This window comes from Parvibaculum sp. (assembly GCF_030651915.1).
Taxonomy (GTDB): domain Bacteria; phylum Pseudomonadota; class Alphaproteobacteria; order Parvibaculales; family Parvibaculaceae; genus Parvibaculum.
The window spans coordinates 724,518-747,082 of sequence record NZ_JAUSBV010000005.1; the positions used below are offsets into that span (position 1 = coordinate 724,518).

Here is a 22,565-nt window from a genome sequence, read left to right on the forward strand (position 1 = left end):
TCAGGTCAGCTCCGGGATTTCAGCCGTTCGAGCAACCGTTCGCGCAACGGGTTTTTCGCTTCAAAGACATAATCGGCGCGGGCGGCGGTCACGGTTTCGCGGCCCTTCGCATTGAGGTAGGCGACGAGATCGTAGAGCCGGTCTTCCGGGCAGTGGACGATGCGCACCGGCGCAGCACCGGCACCGAAAGGCACGCTGGTGGCGAAGCGCTTTTCGAGATCGGCCAGCAGCTTCGCATCGTCGCTGCCGCCGGCAAAACGCACCTCGACGGTTTTCGCGGCGCGCGCCTGGGCCGAAACGCGATCGAGAATTTCGCCGGCCGCCGCAAGCGCCGTCTCGCTCCAGTCGGCGCCGAGCGCGGCGACCAGATTGGCCTGGCTTTTCAGTATCGTGCCGTCGTCGAGCACTTTCAGATTGTTGGCGACAAGCGTCGCCCCGGTCGAGGTGATGTCGACAATCACTTCGGCCGTGCCGGCCGCCGGCGCGCCCTCGGTGGCGCCGAGGCTTTCGACGATGCGATAATCCGTCAGCCCGTGGCTGGCGAAAAAATCGCGCGTCAGGTTGAAATATTTGGTGGCGACGCGCAGCCGCCGTCCGCGCCTGGTGTGGAAAGCCAGCGCCACATCGTCGAGATCGGCCATGGTGGCGACATCGATCCAGCTTTGCGGTACCGCGACCACGACATCGGCGTGACCGAAGCCGAGCGGCAACAGCAATTCGACATCGCGTTCGGGCGATGACAATTTTTCGCGGATCAGATCCTCGCCGGTGACACCGAGGTGAATGATGCCCTGCTCCAACTGTCCGGCGATTTCGGAAGCCGACAGGAAAGCAATTTCGACATTGGCGACGCCGTCGAGACGGCCGGTATAGCCGCGGCCGCCATCCTGCCTGACTTTCAGCCCGGCACGGGCGAAGAAGGCGCTGGCGTTTTCCTGCAGGCGGCCCTTTGAGGGCAGGCCGATCGTCAGTTTGCCGCTCATTTGCCCGCCTCCCGGTTGAGGGCCATCAGCAGGCGTTCGATGCCGACCGCGCAGCCGACCGCCGGCACCGGCGCCTTGGCGCCGAGCGCCCCGAGCAGGCGGTCATAGCGGCCGCCGCCACAGATCATCGCGTCTTCGCCCAGCGCCGCGACGCGGAACTCGAAAACGAAGCCGGTGTAATAGGCCATGTTGCGGCCGAAGCCGGTGGCGAAACGCGCGCGGGAGAGATCGAGCCCGGCCTTGCCGATCAGATCGAGACGGCGCTCGAAACGCGCGATTGCCGCATCGAGCGAGACGCCGGCGGCCTTGGTCAGTTTGGCGATGCGGGCGATGCTGTCGGCGGGTGCGCCCGAGACGGCAAGGAAATCCGAAATCAGCTTCGCCGCTTCGCGGGGCACGCTGCTCGCCGCAAGCTCGGCCTGTTCGAGCAGACGCTCGGCAACCTCGCCCACCGTGCGGCCGCCGACCGGCGCGATGCCGGCCAGTTTCAGCACATCCTCGATCACTTCGCGGGCGCTTTCCTCGTCGAGGCCGGCAATGGCCGAGATCAGCGCCGCGCGGTCGCCGGTTTCGTCCTTGACGCCGCCTTCCGCAAGTTGATCGAGCAGCTCGTGGAAATAATCCGGCCGCCAGAAGTGACGCTTCAACCGCGCCCGCCAGCCCGGCGGCAGGCCGAGCGCGTCGACCAGCGCGTCGAACAACGCCAGGTCGCCCATTTCGATCTCGTAGTTTTTCAGCCCGGCATCGGCCAGCGCCTTGGCGGCCAGCCCGACCACCTCGGCATCGCCGGCTTCGGCATCCGCCGTCCCCAGACATTCGAGGCCGGCCTGCGTGAATTCGGTCAGCTTCGCCGAGCCGCGCTTCTGGTAGCGATAGACCGCGCCCAGCGAACAGAGGCGTTGCGGACCGCCGCCACTTTCGAGATAGAGACGGCAGACCGGGATCGTCAGTTCGGGGCGCAGGCAAAGCTCGTTGCCGCCCGGATCGGCGAAGACATACATGCGGCGGCGAATATCCTCGCCCGACATATCGAGAAAGATATCGGCCGGCTGCAGGACCGGCGCGGCGACGGGTGCATAGCCGGCGCGCTCGAAACCGGCGCGCACATCAGCGCCCAGCGCCTCGCGGGCGCGCAAGCTTTCGCCTTCCGTTGCTGCAATCGATGGCGGCATCTGAATAACCTTCCGGGCCTCCGCCGTTTCCGGCGCGCCCCTGTCTAGCATGAAAATGGTAAATATCGGGAAGCGGGAATTGCTGCGGCTCAGCCGCGATGGAACCCCGAATGGAGGCCGTGCCGGGCGAGGATCGCCTTCACTTCTTCCACCAGCCGGGCACGCGGCACGGAAACCTGCGCCGGCTGGCCTTCGCGCCAGGCCGTGTTGTCGGCGATTTCCTTCGACATTTCACTGCCGAGGATCAGGTCCTTCAGCGTGATTTCGCCGGTCGCCCGCTCGTCCTCGCCCTCGATGACGGCGACGGGGGCGCCGCGCTTGTCGGCATATTTCATCTGCGCCTTCATGCCCGAACCGCCGAGATACATCTCGGCGCGGATGCCGACTTCGCGCAGTTCGCTGACCATCTGCTGATAATCGGCCATGCGGGCGGCGTCGAGCGTCAGCACGACGACGGGGGCCGCCACCGCTTCGAGGTCGAGCTTGCCGAGCAGTTCGAGGGCGGCCTGCAGGCGGCTGACGCCGATCGAAAAACCGGTCGCCGGAACCTTGACGCCCTTGAAGCGTTCGACGAGGCCGTCATAGCGCCCGCCGGAGCCGACCGAGCCGAAGCGCACCGGATTGCCGGCGTCGTCCTTCACCTCGAACAAGAGATCGGATTCGAAAACCGGGCCGGTGTAATAGCCGAGGCCGCGCACGATCCATGAATTGAATTCGATACGGTCGAGACCGTAGCCCGCCGCCTCGAACAGCGCGTCCATTTCGGCAAGCTCGTCGAGACCTTCGGCGCCGATGGCGCTGGCGCCGACGATCTTGCGCCAGCTTTCGAGCACCAGCCTCCGCGTCGTCGCGCCTTCGCCAAGGCCGGACTCGACATAGTCGGCAACGGCCGTGATCTGCGAGGGCGAGAGCCCCGCGCCTTTGGTGAAGTCGCCGGACTCGTCCTTGCGGCCCGCGCCCAGCAGCAATTCGACGCCCTTGCGGCCGAGCTTGTCGAACTTGTCGATCGAGCGCAGCACGGTCGCGCGCGTCAGTTCATTGGCGTCGCCGCCAAGGCCGATGGTTTCGAGCAAGCCGTCCAGCACCTTGCGGTTGTTGACGCGGATGCGGTAGTCGCCGCGCGGAATGCCGAGCGCTTCCAGGCAGTCGGCGCCCATCATGCACATCTCGGCATCGGCCGCGACGCCGGGGGCGGCCACCGTGTCGGCGTCGAACTGCGTGAACTGGCGGAAGCGGCCCGGCCCCGGCTTCTCGTTGCGCCAGACGGAGCCGGTTTGATAACGGCGGAAGGGCTTGGGCAGGCCGTCGTAATTCTCGGCGACGTAACGGGCCAGCGGCGCCGTCAGATCGTAGCGCAGCGACAACCATTGTTCGTCGTCGTCCTGAAAGGAAAACACGCCTTCATTGGGACGGTCTTCATCCGGCAGGAACTTGCCCAGCGCATCGGCATATTCGATGGCGGATGTCTCCAGCGGGTCGAAGCCGTAGCGCTCATAGACCTCGCGAATGCGCGCAAGCATCCGCAGCTCCGCCCGGACCATGCCGGCGGAGAGGTCGCGCAACCCCTTCGGCACGCGCGCCCTGGGGCGAAAGGTCTTCGGGCTCTTGCTCATCTTTCGTCTGGATTCTCAAGGGCTTCCGGGCGCTTCGGGCCCGTATTTGCGCGAAGGATCCGGCGCGGGCGCATACCTAGCCCATCGCCTCTCCCGGAACAAGCAGGCCTTTAACGGTGCCCATTAGTGCCTGCCCCGGAATGGAACCACCAAATCCGGTGCTCCTTTACCTTCTGTTTACCAAATGAGCGGATTCTGGACACAGACAAGACTGGAATGATTCGCGCCGGTCTACGTGTCTGGTTGCCGAGGCCCTTTGGGGGGGCAGAGAGAGTGAGTTGAACGTGGCACGTCAAGGTATCGCCATGAATCGGCAAATCGGTCCCCTCGACGCCAGCGGCAAGCGGCCGCTGCCGCCGCTTGCCGTCCATGTCGTCAGCATTTCGACGCCGCTGTGCAATTCACTGCGCGGTCTTGCCGCCTCCGGCGCCGCCGGGCCGATCAACTTCAGTTTCTCCCATCCCGAAGACGGCATCGACCCGTTGCTGGCGCCGGGCATCGACGCGCTGATCGTCGATATCGGCGCCGGCGAGCCGGCGGCACTCGACTTCCTGCGCCGCGCCGTCACGCTCGGCCCCAACGCGCCGGTGCTTGCCGTCGGCCATGAAGATGCGGCGCTGCAAGCCGATGCCATCGAGGCGGGGGCGGAAGATTGCCTCGCCGCCGACACCGACACGCCGCGCGCGCTCGGTCTCGCGCTGCGCCGCGCGATCAAGCGCCGGCTGGCGCGGGACGAGCGCCCGGTATCCGCGCGTATCGATGCCGAGGCCCGGCCGCGCGTCACGCTGGTTCAGGAAACGCCCGAGGCCATCGTCATTCTCGACAGCGCCGGGCTGGTGCGCTTCGCCAACAATGCGGCACGCGAGCTGCTCGGCCGCGACGGCGACGATCTGATCGGCCGGCCTTTCGGCCTGCCCAGCGATCCGGGCGAGCACGATCTTTCGATCACCCGGCCCGACGGCGATAACCGCTTCGTCGAGATGCGCGTCATCGACACGCGCTGGGGCGGCGTGCCGGCGCGCGTCGCGGCACTCAACGACGTGACGGTGCGGCGCAAGCTCGAAAGCACCATGCAGGCGGCCGAGGCACAGAGCCACGAGACGCGGCGGCGCAGCCAGAGCTTCTTTTCCAACGTCAATCATGATCTCAGGACGCCGCTGACCCATATCATCGGCTTTTCGGAGATGATGAAGAACGAGCGCCTCGGGCCGGTCGGCACCGAGCGCTACAAGGAATATGCCAGCGACATCTATTCGAGCGGCACCATGTTGCTCGACATGATCGAGGATCTGCTCGGCATCGCCGAAGCCGAAATGGACCAGATCGAGCTCACCAACGAGATCTGCAACCTTGCTCAGCTCGCCGAGATCGCGGTCGCCAGCCAGCGTCAGCATGCGGCAAGCGAAGGTGTGACGATCGAGGTCGATTGTCCGCCGCACCTGCCGGGCCTCAGGGGCGATGCCAAGCGCCTCAGGCAAGGGCTTTTCCGCCTGCTGGCCGAAGCCGTTCATTGCGCGCATCGCGGCTCGACCGTTCACCTCGCCTTGCGGGAAGAAGATGGCGGCCTTGCGGTGACGCTCAGCGAACGGCGCAACCGGACCGCCGAACAGAGTGCGCTTCCCTGGATGACCGAGATCGACGATCCCTTTGTCAGCGCCGAGGACAGCGGCGTGCCGCGCGAGGAAAGTCTCGCCCTGTCGCTGACGCGCAAGGTGATGGAGCTGCATGGCGGCAGCCTCGATATCCACCGCGCCGAGGGCACGGCCGGCGGCGCGGTGGAAGCGGGCATGGAAATCGCGCTGCGTTTTCCGCTCGACAGGGTGATGCGCTGAGGCGGGCGCCTTATTCCCCGGTCAGTTCGAAAACAATCGGCTGTACGACTTCAAGCGATACGGCGTTGAGGCCCGGCGGGAAAGGCGGCAGGGGCGCGGCGCGCGTGACCGTCGCCGACAGCTCGCGGTCGAGAACGACCGAGCCGGTGCCACGCACAATCCTGAAATCGATCAGCGTGCCATCGCGCGCGACGTGAATGAGCACATGGCCCTCGCCCTCGATCCTCTGGCGTTTTGCCATGCGCGGATATTGCTTGTGGCGCGCAATCCAGGCCGCGAGCGTCGCGAAATAATCCGCCTCGATCGTTTCCTGCCCGACGCCGGTTTCGGCGGCGCCCTCGCGCGCGAGGCCGGCCGGGCCGGCGGCGGCGCTTTGCGGTGGCGCCGGTACTTCTTCGGCCTGCACCTCCGCCGGTTTCGGCTCTTGCGGCGCGGCGCGGCGCACCGGCGCGGGCTCCGGTTTCGGCGGTTCGACCTTTGGCGTTTCGGGTTCCGGCTGCGGCACGTCCGCCTGCGGCGCATCACTATAGGCCGCGAGGCTGACCGTCGTGGCGCTCGCCCCCGCACTCGGTCGCTCAAGCGCGGCGACATACCATTTCAGCGCCGCTGCGGCGGCAAAGCCATGCAACGCAAGCGCGATGCCGAGAGCGATCCAGAGATCGCGCGGGCGCGTTTCTGTAATGGCGATAGTGTCGGTGCGCATCGGACTGTCACGCGCTCCTTGCCGGCATGCCGAAGGGCGAAATGCCGCGCACATGGTCCTCGACCGTCAGCCGGTGCTTCAGCGGCGGGAAGGCGCGCTGCGAACAGTCGAGCCTTTCGCACAAGCGGCAATTGACGCCGATCGGCATGGCGGCGCGTTCGTCGGCGAGATCGTAGCCCTGGCTGTAAACGAGGCGCGGCGCATGGGCGATCTCGCAGCCCAGCCCCACCACATACTGGTCGCCGGGCACGCCGATGCCGGAGCCGGCGCGGCTCACCGTGCGGGCGATCGAGAAATAGCGGGTGCCGTCTTCCATCTGGACTATCTGCGTGTAGATCTGGCCCGGAACGCGGAAGGCATCATGCACATTCCAGCGCGGGCAGGTACCGCCAAAGCGGGCAAAGTGGAAGCCTGCGGCAGAAAACCGCTTCGAGACATTGCCGGCATTGTCGACGCGGATCAGAAAGAACGGAATGCCGCGGGCGCCGGCGCGTTGCAGCGTGGTTAACCGGTGGCAGACCTGCTCGAAACTGGTGCCGAAGCGGCGCCCGAGCAGGCGGATGTCGTAGCGCGTCGCTTCCGCCGTCTTGTGGAAGGCCCCATAGGGCATCAGCAGCGCGGCGGCGAAATAATTGGCCAGCGAGACGCGGCAGAGGCGCTTGGCCTCGTCGCTGTCGAGGCCCGAGGCTTCGACAATATCCTCGATGGCGCGCGACTGTTCGAAATAACCGAGCTGATAGGCAAGCTGGAACGAACGGCCCGGCTGGTCGAGCAGTTCGGAGAGAAAGATCGTCTGGCGGTGGCGGTCGTAGCGCCTGAGTTCCTGCGGCATCATGTCGGCCGGCACGACGCGGGTCGAGACGCCATGCATGTCGCGCAGCGTATTGCGCAAGCTCACATAGGGCTCGTCGGCGCCGAGGCCCATTTGCAGATAGAGCCGCTCGGCCGCGTCGTCGAGTTCGGGGAAGTGATTGTTGCGGCTGTTGATGAAGTCGCGCACCTCTTCCAGCGGCAGACCCGGCGCCTCGGCGCCGTCCGACAGGTCGCGGTCGGCCAGGCGCTCGGCCAGCATCGAGCCGTTGCTGACGCTTTCCTGATAGGCCCGGTAAAGCCGCGCCACCGCATCGGCGGCCACCGGGCTTGCGCCGGCCATGTCCTGCAGGTCCTGCGCCGCCAGTCCGGCGTCGCGAAACAGCGGGTCGGCAAAGACCTCGCGCAGCGCCGTCAGCGCGCGGGCCTCGTCGTCGCCGCCCAGCGTCCGGAGCTCGACGTCATAGACGTCGGCCAGCTTCAGCAGGATCTGCACCGAGACCGGGCGCTGGTCGCGCTCGATCAGGTTGAGGTAGCTCGCTGAAATGCCGAGATCGGCTGCCATGCGCGCCTGGGTCAGTCCGCGCTCGCGCCGGAGCCGCCTAATGCGCGGGCCGGCAAAGACTTTTTTGTCCGAAGCCATATCCGATATCTCCCGGTTTCCAGGCAGCCTAATTTACAAGATTTACATAATCAACAGAATCGCACAGGAATCTTGTGAAGTTCTTTACTTCAATAATTTCAATCACTTAGGAAATATTGGACAAGCCGGTGTCGAGATTGTATGACCGCGCGCATTGGAACCCCGTCAAGACCGGCCAACGGAGGCAAGCGAGCATGAGCACAAGCGCAGCCACGAAGATTGCCGACGGCATCGCCGTCAAGGGCGCGATGAAGCCGGGCTATGAGCGCGTGCTGACGCCGGACGCGCTGGCCTTTGTCGCCGCGATCGAACGCAAGTTCGGCGCGCGCCGCCGCGAGCTGCTGGAGGCCCGTGCCGAACGGCAGAAGAAGTTCGACGCCGGCGCGCTGCCCGACTTCCTGCCCGAGACCAAGGCGATCCGCGAAGGCGACTGGAAGGTCGCGCCGATCCCGAAGGACTTGCTCGACCGCCGCACCGAGATCACCGGCCCGGTCGACAACCGCAAGATGGTCATCAACGCGCTCAATTCCGGCGCGCAGTCCTACATGACCGACTTCGAGGACGCGGCGGCGCCGACCTGGGACAATATGATCGGCGGCCAGATCAACATGATGGCCTATTGGGACAAGGAGATCGGCTTCACCGACGAGAGCAACGGCAAGCGCTACGACGTGGTGGCGAAGCCGGCGACGCTGATCGTCCGCCCGCGCGGCTGGCATCTGGAAGAAGCCCATGTCGAAATCGACGGCAAGCCGATGTCGGGCAGCCTCTTCGATTTCGCGCTCTACTTCTTCCACAACGCCAAGCGCCAGATCGCATCCGGTTCCGGCCCCTATTTCTATCTGCCGAAGATGGAGAGCCACAAGGAAGCCCGGCTCTGGAACGATGTTTTCGTTCATGCGCAGAAAGAGCTTGGCATCAAGAACGGCACCATCAAGGTCACGGTGCTGATCGAGACCCTGCCCGCCGCCTTCGAGATGCACGAAATTCTCTATGAGCTGAAGGACCATATTGTCGGCCTCAATTGCGGCCGCTGGGACTACATTTTCAGCTACATCAAGCGGCTCGGAAAGAACCCCAACTTCATCCTGCCCGACCGCGCGCAGGTGGTGATGGGCGACGCCTTCCTCAACGCATATTCGCTTCTCCTCGTGAAGACCTGCCACGAGCGCGGCGCCTTCGCGATGGGCGGCATGGCGGCGCAGATCCCGGTCAAGGGCGACGAGGCCGCCAACCAGGCAGCCTTCAACAAGGTCCGCGCCGACAAGGAACGTGAAGCCACCAACGGTCACGACGGCACCTGGGTTGCGCATCCCGATCTCGTCGCCGTGGCGATGGAGATTTTCGGCAAGCTCGAAGGGCCGAACCAGCTCGCCCGCCAGCGCCAGGACGTCAATGTCGGCCAGAAGGAACTGCTGACGCCGCACAAGGGCGAGCGCACCGAGCACGGGATGCGCGAATGCTGCCGCGTCGGCGTCCAATATATCGAGGCCTGGATCGGCGGCCGCGGCGCCGTGCCGCTCTACAATCTGATGGAAGACGCCGCCACCGCCGAGATCAGCCGCACACAGATATGGCAATGGATTTATCACGGCGCGGCACTCAGCGATGGCCGCAAGGTCACGCCCGAACTTTTCGACGACGTGCTGGCCGATGAAATGAAGACGCTTCGCGAAACGCTGGGCGAGGCGCGCTGGAACGACGGTCATTTCGAGGAGGCGATCGATCTCTTCTCGACCATGACCAAGGCGCAGGATTGCGAGGAATTCCTGACGCTGCCTGCCTATCGACTCATTCTCGAAAACGAAAACCATCCTTGAATCGAAACAAGCCTGAACCCCATCCTGACCCCGTCTGAGGACAGTCCCATGAGCAAGAAGACCTTCTACGATCTGATCCCGAGCGCGCCCAAGGGCCGCTTCGACAATGTGAAGCGCAACTACAGCGTCGAAGACGTCGAGAAGCTGCGCGGCTCCTTCCCCATCGAGCACACGCTGGCGACACGCGGCGCCAACAAGCTCTGGGAACTGCTGCACACGACCGATTATGTGCATTCGCTGGGCGCGCTTTCGGGCAACCAGGCCATGCAGATGGCGCGTGCGGGCCTGAAGGCGATCTATCTTTCGGGCTGGCAGGTTGCCGCCGACGCCAACACGGCCGGCGCGATGTATCCCGACCAGTCGCTCTACCCGGCCAATGCCGGCCCGGAGCTGGCCAAGAAGATCAACCGCGCCCTGAAGCGCGCCGACGAGATCGAGCATTCGGAAGGCGGCGCCAAGCGCGACTGGTTCGTGCCGATCGTTGCCGACGCCGAAGCCGGCTTCGGCGGGCCCTTGAACTGCTTCGAGATCATGAAGGCCTATGTCGAAGCGGGTGCCTCGGGCGTTCACTACGAAGACCAGCTGGCCTCGGAAAAGAAGTGCGGCCATCTCGGCGGCAAGGTTCTGATCCCGAGCCGCGCGCATGAGCGCAACCTCAACGCCGCGCGCCTCGGCGCCGACGTCATGGGCACGCCGACGCTGATCATGGCGCGCACCGACGCGGAGAGCGCCAACCTGATCACGTCGGACATCGACGAGCGCGATCACGAGTTCATCGATTTCGACAAGGGCCGCACCATCGAAGGCTTCTACCGTCTGAAGCCGGGCACGGGCGTCGATCATTGCATCAAGCGCGGCCTCTCCTTCGCGCCTTATGCCGACCTGTTGTGGTGGGAAACTTCCAAGCCCAACCTCGACGACGCGAAGCGCTTCGCCGAAGCGATCCGCAAGGAATATCCCGACCAGCTTCTGGCCTATAACTGCTCGCCGTCCTTCAACTGGGAAGCCAATCTCGACAAGGCGACGATTGCGAAGTTCCAGAAGGAAATCGCGGCGATGGGCTACAAGTACCAGTTCGTCACGCTGGCCGGTTTCCACCAGCTCAACCACGGCATGTTCGAGCTGGCGTCGGGCTATCGCGACCGCGGCATGGCGGCTTACTCCGAGCTGCAGCAGGCCGAGTTCGCCTCGGAAGCCAAGGGCTACACCGCGACCCGCCACCAGCGCGAAGTCGGCACCGGTTATTTCGACCTCGTCGCCATCGCGGCGGCCGGCGGCGAAAGCTCCACCACGGCGCTCGGCGACTCGACCGAAGCCGACCAGTTCAAGACCGGCACACACCACTAAGCCGTTCTTGCTACGGACGATACGCAAAACCGCCGGGGGAAACCCCGGCGGTTTTTTGTGTGGCAACAGGGCCTCGCGTCAGCCCGCCCGACGCACGCCGAGGAATTGCAGTTCGGCGAGGATCGCGACCGCCACCGCCTGCGCGATCACGAAGGCGACGCCCAGCGCGTTGAGGTCGAAGACGCCTAGGACGAGCACCGCAATGGATGCCACCACCCAGAGCGCGTTGCCGGCGATCACCGCCTCGACGGCGCCGGCGGCGGGGGGTTCGGCCCGGCCGATCAGCACGAGCGCCGCCACCCAGGGCATGAAGGCGATACCGAGCCAGAAGAGGAAGCCGGCGGGCAGCCCCGTCAGCTGGGCGACGAGGCCCGAGGCGGCGATGAACAGCGCGGCCATGGCGGCGCTGGCGACGGCATCGGCCAGCACGGCCTGGCGCGCGGAAATGGAATTGACGATTGCGAGGGCCATTCGAGGTCTCCTTCTTTCTGCGGGTTGGGTCTTGTTTCGGCTTCGGTATCCGCTTGCCCGCCATAATTGGGGCGCGCCTCGCGCCAAGTCGATTACGCGGCAGGTAATTGTTGCGCGGCGCAAGGGCGCATAGGCTCTTTCCCATGAACATGCACACCCCGCCCGTTGGCGAGCGCCTGCGCGAATGGCGCCAGCGCCGCCGCCTCAGCCAGCTCGCCTTTGCCTGCGACGCCGATATATCGGCGCGGCATTTGAGCTTTCTCGAAACCGGCCGCGCGCGGCCGAGCCGCGACATGCTGCTGCATCTGGCCGAACTGCTCGATGTGCCCTTCCGCCAGCGCAACGAGCTGCTGCTCGCCGCCGGCTTCGCGCCGGTCTATTCCGAGGCCGGGCTCGACAGTCCGGATGCGGCCGCCGCGCGGCGCGCGGTCGATCTGGTGCTGAAGGGGAGCGAGCCCTATCCGGCGCTCGCCGTCGACCGGCACTGGAACCTCGTCGCCGCCAACGATGCCGCCGGTCTCTTCCTGCAAGGGGTCGATCCGGCACTCCTCGAAGCGCCGATCAATGTGCTGCGCCTCAGCCTCGACCCGCGCGGGCTGGCGCCGCGCATCGAAAATCTCGCCGGCTGGCGCAGCCATATCTTCATGCGGCTCGAACGCCAGGTGGCGCAGACGGCCGACGACGGACTGGCGGCATTGCTCGAAGAGTTGCAGGCGATGCCGGGCGGCACGGATGAAAGCGACGCGGACGAATATGGCGGGCTGATCGCACCGCTGAAGCTGCGGACGGAGGGGGGTACCCTGACTTTCTTTACCGCCACCACCGTTTTCGGCACGGCGGTCGATATTTCCTTCTCGGAACTGGTGATCGAGTCCTTCTTTCCGGGCGACGCCTTTACCGCCGCGGCAATGCGCGCGGCGATGGACGACGCCTGAACGACAGCAAAAGGGCCTCAAGACCCCCCCCTCTGTCACTAAACTGTCAAAAAACTGTCACAAATCTCCCACGGGACGACTTATCCCCGGGGGGCGGAGCCAGTTATCCCCGGGGCCGGCGGCAGATATCCCCGCCGGCAAAAAAACTTGTCCCCGGTTTTGGGGCCGCTTCGGACCTATTCAGCGGCCGCGACCGGCGTTCCGATGCCGTCGGCGTTGCCTTGCGCGCTCGCCGTCCGTGTACGGAGGTTGAACTCGGCGAAGTTCGGCCGCCGCACCCGCCACCAGTATTTGAAGGTGTAGTTGGCCCAGTTGTTGGTCACCTTGCCCGACGCCGTCTTGTACCAGCTCGTGCAGCCGCTCGCGAAAACCGAGTTGGCATTGTCGGCCTGCACGCTTTCGTTGGAGGCGCGCTGCACTTCCGGCTTCACGTCGAGATAAAGCAGGTCGTCGTTGCGCAGCTTCTTCACGCATTGCGTGATGTAGTTCGCCTGGCACTCGATCATGAAGATAATCGAGTTGTGACCGAGATTGGTGTTCGGTCCGTAGAGCATGAAGAAATTCGGGAAGCCCGCGACCGTCATGCCGTGATGGGCTTCGGCGCCGGTCTTCCAGGCATCTTTCAGGTCGCGGCCGGCCAGACCCTTCATCGTCATCGGCCCGAGGAAATGCGTCGTGTCGAAGCCGGTGCTGTAGATCACGACATCGAAGTCGCGTTGCGCGCCGTCCTTCGTGCGGATACCGGACGGCACGATTTCGTCGATTCCGTCGGTGACGACGTCGACATGATCCATGCCCATGGTCGGCCACCAGTCATTGGCGAACAACACGCGCTTGCAGCCGGGTTCGTAATCCGGCGTCAGTTTCCTCTGCTTTTCGGGATCGGAGAGGTAGAGCTTCATCTCGTCGATGCCCATCTGCTTCAGCTTGTCGCCGGAGGTGCGGAAGGAGCGAAACAGCAGCTCGCCGAACCAGTAGATCTTCCAGCGCTGAATGTTCATCGTCCAGGGCAGCGCCTTGTAGATGGCGCGTTCCCAACCGTAAAACTCGCGCTGCGGGCGCGGCAGCACCCAGCTCGCCGAACGCTGGAAGACAGTGACACTGCCCGCTTCCTTCGCGATCTCCGGTACGAACTGGATGGCGGAGGCGCCATTGCCGATGACGGCGATGCGCTTGCCCTTCAGGTCGACATTGTGGTTCCACTGCGCCGAATGCCAGCTGTCGCCGGCGAAGCTGTCGCGGCCCTTGATGTCGGGCCGGACCGGACGGTGCAACTGGCCGGTGCCCGCCGCCACGACATGGGCGGTGAAGCTGCGGTCGCCGGATTTCAATGTCCAGGCGCCGCTCGCCTCATCGAAACGCGCATCGTCGATTTCGGTGTTGAAGCGGATGTGACCGCGCAGACCGTATTTGTCGACGACGGATTCGAGATAGGCCTTGATGTCGGCTGAGAAGACGAACTTCTTCGTCCAGTCGGGCCGCATGTCGAAGGAGTATTGATACATGTGCAGCGGCACGTCGCAGGAACAGCCCGGATAGGTGTTGTCGCGCCAGGTACCGCCGATCTCGGCAGCCTTTTCATAGATGGTGAAATCGGTGAAGCCGGCCTGCTTCAGCTTGATCGCCGTGCAGATGCCGGCCACGCCCGCGCCGAGAATGGCGACCGTGGGGCCGGACGCCGGTTTTGCCTGAGCCAGTGCCATGGGTTCCTCCCGTCCGGTTCGGCAGCGGCTCCCTCAAACCCCTGCCATCCGGTGTTTTCCGATATTTGCGGCGGAAGCCTAGCGGGTTTCGGGCGCGCGCGGAACCGCCCGAAGGAAGGGCGACAAAGCCATGGCCTTCCGCCCCACCCTCTCGCTATAAGAGGCGCCGACATTGCCGCAAGGGAACCGCCACCGATGACGACCGCAGCCTCGCCCGCCACCACCGATCTTTCCGACGCCCATCCCGACCGCGTGCGCCACGCCGCGCCGGTCTTTCGCGACTATGGCGGACGGATCGCCTTTTCGGGACCGGTGGCGACGCTGCGCGTGCATAACGACAACGCGCTGGTGCGCAAGGCCGTCGAAGGCAAAGGCCACGGCCGCGTGCTGGTGGTCGACAATGCGGGATCGATGGAATGCGCGCTGTTCGGCGGCAATCTCGGCAAGCTTGCCGAAGAGAATGGCTGGGCCGGTGTTGTCGTCATCGGCTGCGTGCGCGACACGATGGAGTTGAAGGACTGTTCCATCGGCATCAAGGCGCTGGCCGCCCATCCGAAACGGAGCGCGCGTGCAGGGGCCGGCGAGGCCGATGTGCGGGTCGAAGCGGCCGGAACGGTCTTTGCGCCGGGCGATTGGCTTTATGCCGATGCCGACGGTATCATTCTTGCCGAAACAAAACTGACCTGAGGCCGGTCCGCGGACGGAGCATCTCCACCCGCTGCCGCGCCGGGCGACATTCCCAGGGGGCATGACATGTCGGACGCCGCAACCGCCGTCGAAATTCACGGCACCTGCGCCAGAGGTTTCGAGCCGGTGCGCGATACATTCGCCGCGCATTTCGTCGGCGCCGGCGAAGTGGGCGCGTCGGTTGCCGTCGTGCGCGACGGCGAGGTCGTGGTCGATCTCTGGGGCGGTGCGGCGGATCAGGCGCGCACGCGGCCCTGGAGGCGCGACACGCTGGCCAATGTGTGGTCGACGACCAAGGGAATGGGCGCGCTGGTCTGCGGCATGCTGGTCGAGCGCGGCCTCATTGCCTATTCGGACAAGGTGTCGAAGCACTGGCCGGAGTTTGCGGCGCAAGGCAAGGGCGACATCACCATCGGGCAGATGCTGTCGCATCAGGCCGGACTGTGCGGACCTGCCGTTCCGACCACGGCGGAAGAGATGTGCGATCACGCCTTGATGGCGCAGCGCCTTGCGGCACAGGCGCCGATCTGGGCGCCGGGTTCGCGGTCGGGGTATCACGCGCTCACCGTCGGCATTCTGGCCGGTGAACTCGTCAGCCGTGTCACCGGCAAGAGCATCGGCACCTGGTTTCGCGAGAATGTCGCGCAACCCTACAAGGTCGATTTTCACATCGGCCTGCCGGCCTCGGAGGATGTCCGCGTCGCCGAAATGATCCCGGCGGCAAAATCCAACATGCCGCCGCCCGAAACGCTCAACATTTCGCAGATCGCCGCTCTCGGCAATCCGGCGCCCGATGCGCGCGTTCCCAACGAGCGTTTCTGGCGCGGCGCCGAATTGTCGTCGGCCAACGGACAAGGCACGGCGGCGGCGATCGCGCGCGTCTATGGCGCACTGGCCGGCGACGGCCGGATCGACGGCAAAGTGCTGGTGAAACCGGAGACGATCCGTGCCATGACGGATCTGCAGATCGAGGGCCATGACGAGGTGCTGGCCATGCCGGCACGCTGGGGGGCGGGGTTCATTCTCAATGTCGGCGGACTTTACGGCCCCAATGACGCGGCCTTCGGCCATTCGGGCTGGGGCGGGTCGTTCGGGATGGCCGATCCCAAGACCGGCCTTGCCATCGCCTATGTCATGAACCAGATGGGACCCGATCTTGCCGGCGACGCGCGCGCCAATGCACTGATTGCAGCCAGCTACGCTGCGCTTTGAGGCCGGCTGGCAAAATCAGACGATAACCAGCTCGACCAGTTTCCAGAGGCCCAGCGCCGATATCGAGACCGAGGCGACGAGACCGGCACCGACGATCAGAAAATCGGATGTATACGGAGCTTCAACGGTGATGCGCGAGTCCTCCGACGGCCTCGCCTTCGACCGGTCGTAGCCGGTCGGATCGTTTCCGTCCCAAACCTGGGTCATCCTGCCCGAACTCCCTGTTTTAGTTGCCCGGCACACCCTCCGGACAAACGACGGGATTTATTGATCAGCGAATCATGGCTTGCCGATTCGTGCAAAAGAAAAATGGCACGAAGGGCATGACCGGTTACGCCGCCAGGCTCCATGCTGGCCGCAAGTCATTGCCAAAAGATGAATCGGGTTCAGGCGTTCTCGACCAGATCGAGCACATAACGCGGCAGCGCGAAAGCTGCCTTGTGCGTGTCGGGCGTGTAGTAGCGCGTTGCGAAGCCCGCAGCGGCAAAGCGTTTCGTCAACTCCTCGACCGTGAGCGCGGCAAGGCTCGCATCATCCGTACCCCAACCCATCGCCATCGGCCCGCCGACATAGGTCGGGATGGTGGCCATGTAGCAGGTGGCGACACGGAAGAGGCGGCGGAACTTGCCGATGGTGCTCGTCAGCTCGGCACCCTGCATGAAGGGCACGCCGTTCTGCGTGACGAGGACGCCGCCCGGCGTCAGGCGCGCCTTGATCGCGCGATAAAATTCCTCGCGGAACAGCACTTCGCCGGGGCCGATCGGGTCGGTCGAATCGACGATGACGACATCGTAGCTGTCGCCTGTTTGCTCAACGAATTTCGCGCCATCGGCGAAGATGAGTTCGAGGCGCGGGTCGTCGAAAGCGCCGGCCGAGACCTGCGGCATGTGCGCTTTCGCGAATTCGGTCACGGCCGGGTCGATCTCGACCATGGTGACTTTCCCGATGTCCTTGTGGCGCAGGACTTCACGCAGAATACCGCCGTCGCCGCCGCCGATGATCAGGACATGACGCGCGCGCCCATGGGCCAGGATCGGCACATGAGTCATCATCTCGTGATAGATGAATTCGTCGCGCGCCGTCACCTGGGTGATGCCGTCCAGCGTCATCATCCGGCCGAACAGCGCATTGTCGAAAATCACCAGATGCTGCTCGGCCGTGCGCTCTTCGTGCAGCACACGGTCGACGCGGAAGGCGCAGGTGAACCCTTCGCTCTTGTAAAGCGTTTCGGTCACCCAGCGCTCTTCCTTGTCGTCGCTCATCAGACCATGTCCTTGCCGCGCCGGTGCTCGCCGACACGGATGTCGGAGGGCGTGAAGGCCTCGCGCAGCACTTCGATGGCGTTGTGCGGTTCGGCTTCGCCGCACATGAAGATATCGAGCGCTGCATAATTGGCCTCCGGCCAGCTATGGATCGAGATATGGCTCTCCGACAGCACGGCAACGCCCGACACGCCGCCATTGGGTGTGAAATGATGCAGATGGATATGCAACAGCGTCGCCTTCGAGACCTCGACACAACGCCGGAGCGTTGCCTCGATATGCGCGAGATCGTCCAGGCGGCTGGCGCCGACCAGATCGATGATCAGATGCGTGCCGGCGAAACGCTCGCCGTCGCGCTCGATGAAAAAGTCCGTGCGTTCATCGGTCGAGGTGTAAGGCGCGGCCTTGACCTCTTTCGAATGGGCAATCGGGAACTCGAGTACTTCCGCCTGGGTGCTGCTTGAAACGCTGTTCAAGTCGATCCCCAATTGGAAGAGGGCATTGGATTCGGACATGTGCCTCTCCCCAACCAGTAGATGGACCGGGCGCCGGGTGCGGACAGTTTGTCCGCGGGTCCGAAGCCCCTGGATGTCATTGATACGTGAACTGAATATGCGAAGGCCCGAAGGCTTGCGCGCTCAAAGTGGCTGCCGATTGCGGGGCGATAGCTCGCCCGACATGCATGCGTTCGAATTTGCCTGGAAAGGCGCCTTCGCGACGTTGGCTCGGCTTGATCCGGGGCGTCAGCCCCTCGGACTAGAACCGGACATATGCAATCTCCCTCGAAACCCGGCGGAGGTACCTGAAACGATGTCCCGGGTGGGACATGCCGCCGAAATTGTCCAAAGAGACGCGTACGCCGTTACATAACCGGTTCGGCCAGTGGCACGTGCGATTGCGTTCGGGGCCGTGTGTAGAGGCCGCATTGCGGCATGTCAATAAAAACCAAGGCTTTCCGCGAAAATTTCACGTTCCCATAAGCCGGTACCCCGCCTCGGCCATTGTATTTTTTATTTGCGAGTCATTCGCATTTGCATCATCCTCCACTTCCGCAACTGTATTGCGATTGCCCGAGGACCATCATGAAACCAGCCGAAGCCGCCATTCCCGCCCGCTCCGTCTCCACCTACGCGCCCGACCAGCCGCTGGGCGAGCTCGGCTTTGCCGAGCAGTTCGTCGTCTGGTGCCTGCGGGTGCAGTGGCGCATCGCCGAGAACGGCGCGCCCCCTTCGCTGCTGGTGCAGCGGGCTTTCGACGCGCTGGAGCTGCCGGGCGGCGCCGAATTGGTGGCCGACCTCGCCGCGGCGCTGACGCGCAGCATCGGGCGGCCGCTCTCGATCCCCTGTCCGCATTGGCGCGTGCTGACCAATGACGAGGCGCGCATTCTCGACTTGATGGCCGGGTTGCAGGGCCAAACACCGATGGCGCCGGTCCGCTTCGGGCGCGGCGGGCACGCAGCACCCTGCGGTGCCTCGCCGGTCTGGGCGCCGGCGCAACGGCTGGCATTGGCGCTTTCCGCCGCCGGACTGACGCTCGGCAACGGCCTGCAGCCGGGCGCCGCCTTTCCCCAGGCGATGCCGCGGCTGCTGCATTGAGCTTCAGCCGAAATTCTTCGCCGTGCCGAGCGCGCCCATGCGCGCGGTGATGGCGAAGAATTCGGCCACCGTCTCCTCGATGATGTCCCTTGCCGATTTGATCGAGGTGATCAAGCCCGCCGTTTCGCCGGCCAGGCCGACGGCCGCTTCCATGTCGCCGCCGAAATAGAGATCGAGGATGCGCGCGAACGTATCCGGCGGCATCAGGCCTTCCTCGTGGATCGCCGCCGTGCGCTGTGTTTTCAACGCACGGATGCAGGGCGTCGACTTCTTGTTCAGCACATAGGTGCCGGTCTCTTTCGCGTCGACAATCGCCTGCTTGTAATTGATATGGACCGGGCTTTCGGCGCAGCTGACGAAGCGCGTTCCCATCTGCACCGCTTCGGCGCCGAGCGCAAAGGCGGCCGCCATGCCCTTGCCGTCACAGATGCCGCCGGCCGCGATCATCGGAATGTCGGATCTGGCGCGGATCGCCTGCAGCAGCACCAGCGTGCCGACTTCTTCGGGGTTCTTGAAGCCGCCGCCTTCCGTTCCCTCGACGACCAGACCGTCGATACCGGCATCGACGCATTTCATCGCCGCATCGACCGTCGGCACCGCGTGATAGACGGTGATGCCCGCATCGTGCAATGGCGCGATGAACTTCGCCGGGCTGCCGGCCGAGGTGGTGACGAATTTGACGCCGGCATCGCAGACGAAACGCAGCATCGCATCGTCCTTCAGGAAGCGGATCGGCAGGTTGACGCCGAAAGGCGCGTCGGTCAGCTCGCGCATCTTCAGGATTTCGGCCTTGCAGGCTTCGGTCTCACCCGAGGATGTCTCGATGATGCCGAGACCGCCGGCCTTGCAGACGGCGGATGCCAGTTGCGAGCGGGCAATCCAGCCCATCGGCGCCTGGACGATCGGATATTTCGCGCCGGTATGGGCGAGCACGCGGTTCATGGGTCACTCCCTGTTTGCGGTATTTCGGCAATAACGATGCCGGAAGTAGGCCCCAGCCGGTTGCCCGGCGCAAGAAGAGGGACAAGAAAAAGCGGCAAGAAAAAGGGCGGGCTCTCCTGCCCGCCCTCTGCCGAATTCGCAGCTCGATTATTTGAAGTGGCCGTAAGCCCGGACCACTGCGTCGGAGAGTTCCTTGTAGGCGCCTTCGACACCCGTCTTGATTTCGTCAAAGGCTCCCTCGCCCTGACGCGCGAGTTCGCCGGCACGCTTCACCAGACGGGCGCGATCGGTCTTCAACTGCTTCAACACGCCCGAATAGCGCTTCTCGGTTGCCTTGAGCGTCTTCTTTGCTTCCTTCTCGGCCTTGTCGACCTCGCGGGAAAGTGTGGCGATCTGCTTTTCGAGCTGTTTGCGCAAGGCTTCCCTTTCGGGTGTCAGTCCGGACGCCTTCTTCTTTTTGGCCGGGGCCTTTTTTGCAACCGCCTTGCGGGCAGGCGCCTTCCCTGCCGGGCGCGCGCTTGTCCGCCGCGCTGCGGCGCCGGCGCGGGGTGCCGATTTGCGGCCACCCGCCGTTCCACGTTTTCCAGTACTTCCTGCCATGATCCAGTGCCTCTCCATGAATATCGGCCAAATCGACCGCTTGCCGCCACAGCCCCTCGCCGATGCAGGGAGAGTGGCGCGATCGCCCGATCCGATCAAGGCCCTGCGTCGGCCGGCCGCCGGCTTCGTTATTGGTGATTTTGTAAGACCTTTGAGTGTTAATGCGAGACGGCGCCGCGGCGGGGCACAAGGCAACCGGCGCCACCTTCAGGGAGGCAGGGCCGTTTCGACAATGCGGATTTCAGACCATCAACAACCCATCGAGCGCGCGGCGGGCACCGTGATGCTCATTCACGGCATGTGGAGCCGGCCCCAGGTGTGGCAGGGTTTCAGGGAATTTCTCGAAGCACGCGGTTATCGCGTGTTGACGCCCGCGCTGCGCCACCATGACCGCGAACCGGGCGACGCGCCACATCCCGAGCTCGGGCAAACCAGCCTTGCCGACTATGTCGCCGATCTTGCCGCCGAAATCGCGACGCTCGGCCACAAGCCGCTCGCCGTCGGTCATTCGATGGGCGGCACGCTGGCACAGATGCTGGCTGCGCGCGGACTTGTCGAGGCCGCGGTCGCGCTGGCGCCGGCGCAATGTGCGGGTACATTCAATTTCGATCTGCGCTCAATCTGGATCTTCCGCCGCGAATTCGCACGCTACGGCTTCTGGCAGAAGCCGCAACTGCCCGCCTTCGATGCGATGCGCTTTGGCGTGTTGAACGGCTTGCCCGGCGACGAACAGGAACGGCTTTATGCGACGCTGGTCCCGGAATCGGGGCGGGCCGCCTTCGAGATCGGCTGGTGGTTTCTCGACCGCCAGCGGACCACGTGGATCAATCCGGCCGATGTCGCCTGCCCGATGCTGTTCCTGACCGGCGACCGCGACAAGCTGACGCCGCTCTGGCTGGCGCGCCGGACGGCCGCTATTTACGACGGCAAGGCCCGGTTCGAAGAACTGGGCGGCCACGCGCATTGGCTGATTTCCGAGCCCGGCTGGGAAGCTGTCGCCGAACGCTGCGCCGATTATTTCGAGCGCGAAGCCGGGGCCCATGCCACCGCGATCCGGGAGCGGCACGCCCCTTTCCGCGCCCCGTCCGTTCTCGCGCCCGCCGGCAACTAGAGCGGTTCATCGTTTCACGGAATCGATGAACCGCTCCAACCTTTTGTTTTTACGCAATTCCGGATGGAAAACCGGTTTCCACTTTTCCTGGAATTGCTCTAGGCGTCGATCTTCAATTCGCTTTTTGTGCGCTTGCCGGCCCAGTGGCTGGAAAAGTTCCGAAACTTTTCGGGCCTGTCGGTCAGGTGCGCGGTTTCGAGCCAGAGCCGCTTCAGATGGCGCTTGCGGTTGCGCTCGGGCCAATCCTCATAGGCCGTGCGCGCATGGAGCACGTGGTAGTTGTTGACGAACTGCATGTCGCCCGGCTCGAGATCCATATAGACATTGAAGTCGCGATCGGCACACATCGCATCGACGAGATCGAAGGCCTCGCGGGCCTTCGGGTTCAGGCGCGGCGCATCGGCATGGCGCTGGCTCGATTCGATGTAAGGGCGGATATAGCGCACGAACAGGCGGCCCGCATGTTCGGTGAAGACGGGCATGAAATAGAAAGGCTGACCGCCTTTCGGTTCCTCGCCGCGATAATCATAGGGCTGCGGTTCATAGAGAATTTCGGCCAGATCGGGCCTGGTGCGCACCAGCTCGTTGTGGATCGCCAGCGCATTGGCCACCGTCGAGATGCCGCCCGACTTCGCCTTGCGGAGACACATCAAGCCGACAAGGTCCGAGCCGTCGGAATGATAGGGGAAGGCAACGCCGCCGATTTCGTTGCCGCGCGAGGTCGGATCGGCGCCCGACTTTCCCTGATCGGTCACGTCGCCCAGAAGATGGCCGTGCCTGTTTTGCGGCCAGGGTTTGCCGAGATGCATGCCGATGCCCCAATAGATCAACGAGGCGTCGTCATCGGAATAGCGCTGCACCGGCAGGCCGCGAATGAGCGCGAAGCCGCGCCCGTCGATCAGTTGCGTTTCGACCTCGGCGAGCCGGGCGCCAAGCGTCGGCAGCGGAAAGTCCTCTTTCGTCACGTCGAGCAGATCGCCAGCGCGCGACTTCGCATGCGCCAGCGCCGCATCGAGTTCGGCGATGTCGCGCGGCGAAAGGCGAAGCGTCCAGGCACTTTCGTCGGCAATGTCGCCGGCGCGCCATTCACATCCAGGCTCCAGTACATGAACAGCCATATCCGG

At 64.5% G+C, this 22,565-nt stretch carries 21 protein-coding genes; 8 read left to right on the forward strand and 13 right to left on the reverse strand.

What is annotated here, in order from left to right:
* Nucleotides 1-5: 5 nt before the first annotated feature.
* The 3 genes from hisG to hisS form a co-directional block, all read right to left on the reverse strand.
* Entirely contained in the window at nt 6-983 is a 978-nt protein-coding gene (hisG, locus tag Q7V31_RS07845; protein ID WP_304733503.1) for an ATP phosphoribosyltransferase, read from the reverse strand.
* The gene (locus Q7V31_RS07850; RefSeq protein ID WP_304733505.1) at nt 980-2,155 is read right to left on the reverse strand and encodes an ATP phosphoribosyltransferase regulatory subunit; all 1,176 of its coding nucleotides are present in this window, start codon (nt 2,153-2,155) and stop codon (nt 980-982) included. The genes hisG and Q7V31_RS07850 overlap by 4 nt, the downstream gene beginning before the upstream one ends.
* An 89-nt stretch (nt 2,156-2,244) precedes the next feature.
* Complete coding sequence (gene hisS, locus Q7V31_RS07855; protein WP_304733507.1) at nt 2,245-3,768, reverse strand: histidine--tRNA ligase; 1,524 nt, start codon at nt 3,766-3,768, stop codon at nt 2,245-2,247.
* Between the two features lie 305 nt (nt 3,769-4,073).
* On the opposite strand from hisS, the gene Q7V31_RS07860 reads away from it, so the two are divergent.
* Nucleotides 4,074-5,600, forward strand: a complete 1,527-nt coding sequence (locus Q7V31_RS07860; protein ID WP_304733509.1) for a histidine kinase dimerization/phospho-acceptor domain-containing protein — start codon at nt 4,074-4,076, stop codon at nt 5,598-5,600.
* 10 nt (nt 5,601-5,610) lie between these two features.
* On the opposite strand, the gene Q7V31_RS07865 is transcribed toward Q7V31_RS07860, so the two are convergent.
* Entirely contained in the window at nt 5,611-6,303 is a 693-nt protein-coding gene (locus tag Q7V31_RS07865; protein ID WP_304733511.1) for an energy transducer TonB, read from the reverse strand.
* 7 nt (nt 6,304-6,310) lie between these two features.
* Nucleotides 6,311-7,756, reverse strand: a complete 1,446-nt coding sequence (locus Q7V31_RS07870; RefSeq protein WP_304733513.1) for a short-chain fatty acyl-CoA regulator family protein — start codon at nt 7,754-7,756, stop codon at nt 6,311-6,313.
* Between the two features lie 194 nt (nt 7,757-7,950).
* Here Q7V31_RS07870 and aceB point away from each other — a divergent pair, with 194 nt between their 5' ends.
* Both aceB and aceA read left to right on the forward strand, forming a co-directional pair.
* Entirely contained in the window at nt 7,951-9,576 is a 1,626-nt protein-coding gene (gene aceB, locus Q7V31_RS07875; protein ID WP_304733514.1) for a malate synthase A, read from the forward strand.
* 48 nt (nt 9,577-9,624) lie between these two features.
* A complete protein-coding gene (gene aceA, locus Q7V31_RS07880; protein ID WP_304733515.1) occupies nt 9,625-10,923 on the forward strand; it encodes an isocitrate lyase in 1,299 nt (432 codons plus the stop codon).
* Between the two features lie 78 nt (nt 10,924-11,001).
* Here the strand turns inward: aceA and Q7V31_RS07885 are convergent, their stop codons facing one another.
* Nucleotides 11,002-11,394 carry a hypothetical protein gene (locus Q7V31_RS07885; RefSeq protein ID WP_304733516.1) on the reverse strand — a complete coding sequence of 131 codons (393 nt, stop codon included), beginning with the start codon at nt 11,392-11,394 and terminating at the stop codon, nt 11,002-11,004.
* A 143-nt stretch (nt 11,395-11,537) separates the two neighbouring features.
* Here Q7V31_RS07885 and Q7V31_RS07890 point away from each other — a divergent pair, with 143 nt between their 5' ends.
* The gene (locus tag Q7V31_RS07890) at nt 11,538-12,329 is read left to right on the forward strand and encodes a helix-turn-helix domain-containing protein (RefSeq protein ID WP_304733518.1); all 792 of its coding nucleotides are present in this window, start codon (nt 11,538-11,540) and stop codon (nt 12,327-12,329) included.
* Between the two features lie 176 nt (nt 12,330-12,505).
* On the opposite strand, the gene Q7V31_RS07895 is transcribed toward Q7V31_RS07890, so the two are convergent.
* Complete coding sequence (locus Q7V31_RS07895; protein WP_304733519.1) at nt 12,506-14,032, reverse strand: NAD(P)/FAD-dependent oxidoreductase; 1,527 nt, start codon at nt 14,030-14,032, stop codon at nt 12,506-12,508.
* A gap of 195 nt (nt 14,033-14,227) precedes the next feature.
* On the opposite strand from Q7V31_RS07895, the gene rraA reads away from it, so the two are divergent.
* Nucleotides 14,228-14,719, forward strand: a complete 492-nt coding sequence (gene rraA / locus Q7V31_RS07900; protein WP_304733521.1) for a ribonuclease E activity regulator RraA — start codon at nt 14,228-14,230, stop codon at nt 14,717-14,719.
* Between the two features lie 66 nt (nt 14,720-14,785).
* Nucleotides 14,786-15,931, forward strand: a complete 1,146-nt coding sequence (locus Q7V31_RS07905; protein ID WP_304733523.1) for a serine hydrolase domain-containing protein — start codon at nt 14,786-14,788, stop codon at nt 15,929-15,931.
* Between the two features lie 15 nt (nt 15,932-15,946).
* On the opposite strand, the gene Q7V31_RS07910 is transcribed toward Q7V31_RS07905, so the two are convergent.
* From Q7V31_RS07910 to speD, 3 genes are all read right to left on the reverse strand, one after another.
* Complete coding sequence (locus Q7V31_RS07910) at nt 15,947-16,138, reverse strand: hypothetical protein (RefSeq protein ID WP_304733525.1); 192 nt, start codon at nt 16,136-16,138, stop codon at nt 15,947-15,949.
* A gap of 179 nt (nt 16,139-16,317) precedes the next feature.
* Nucleotides 16,318-17,193, reverse strand: coding sequence for a polyamine aminopropyltransferase (gene speE, locus Q7V31_RS07915; protein WP_304733526.1), 876 nt, complete (start codon nt 17,191-17,193; stop codon nt 16,318-16,320).
* A complete protein-coding gene (speD, locus tag Q7V31_RS07920) occupies nt 17,193-17,708 on the reverse strand; it encodes an adenosylmethionine decarboxylase (protein ID WP_304733528.1) in 516 nt (171 codons plus the stop codon). Before speD ends, speE begins: the two co-directional genes overlap by 1 nt.
* A gap of 567 nt (nt 17,709-18,275) precedes the next feature.
* Between speD and Q7V31_RS07925 the strand changes: the two genes are divergently transcribed.
* Nucleotides 18,276-18,788 carry a hypothetical protein gene (locus Q7V31_RS07925; protein ID WP_304733529.1) on the forward strand — a complete coding sequence of 171 codons (513 nt, stop codon included), beginning with the start codon at nt 18,276-18,278 and terminating at the stop codon, nt 18,786-18,788.
* Between the two features lie 3 nt (nt 18,789-18,791).
* On the opposite strand, the gene Q7V31_RS07930 is transcribed toward Q7V31_RS07925, so the two are convergent.
* Nucleotides 18,792-19,730: a nitronate monooxygenase family protein gene (locus Q7V31_RS07930; RefSeq protein ID WP_304733531.1), complete on the reverse strand. Its 939-nt coding sequence runs from the start codon at nt 19,728-19,730 to the stop codon at nt 18,792-18,794.
* A 147-nt stretch (nt 19,731-19,877) separates the two neighbouring features.
* Nucleotides 19,878-20,330 (reverse strand): hypothetical protein, encoded by a 453-nt coding sequence (locus tag Q7V31_RS07935; protein ID WP_304733533.1) that lies wholly within the window; start codon nt 20,328-20,330, stop codon nt 19,878-19,880.
* 232 nt (nt 20,331-20,562) lie between these two features.
* Between Q7V31_RS07935 and Q7V31_RS07940 the strand changes: the two genes are divergently transcribed.
* On the forward strand, nt 20,563-21,441 hold the full coding sequence (locus Q7V31_RS07940) for an alpha/beta hydrolase (RefSeq protein WP_304733535.1): 879 nt from the start codon (nt 20,563-20,565) through the stop codon (nt 21,439-21,441).
* A gap of 98 nt (nt 21,442-21,539) precedes the next feature.
* On the opposite strand, the gene Q7V31_RS07945 is transcribed toward Q7V31_RS07940, so the two are convergent.
* The gene (locus Q7V31_RS07945; RefSeq protein ID WP_304733536.1) at nt 21,540-22,559 is read right to left on the reverse strand and encodes a TauD/TfdA family dioxygenase; all 1,020 of its coding nucleotides are present in this window, start codon (nt 22,557-22,559) and stop codon (nt 21,540-21,542) included.
* Between the last annotated feature and the right edge of the window lie 6 nt (nt 22,560-22,565).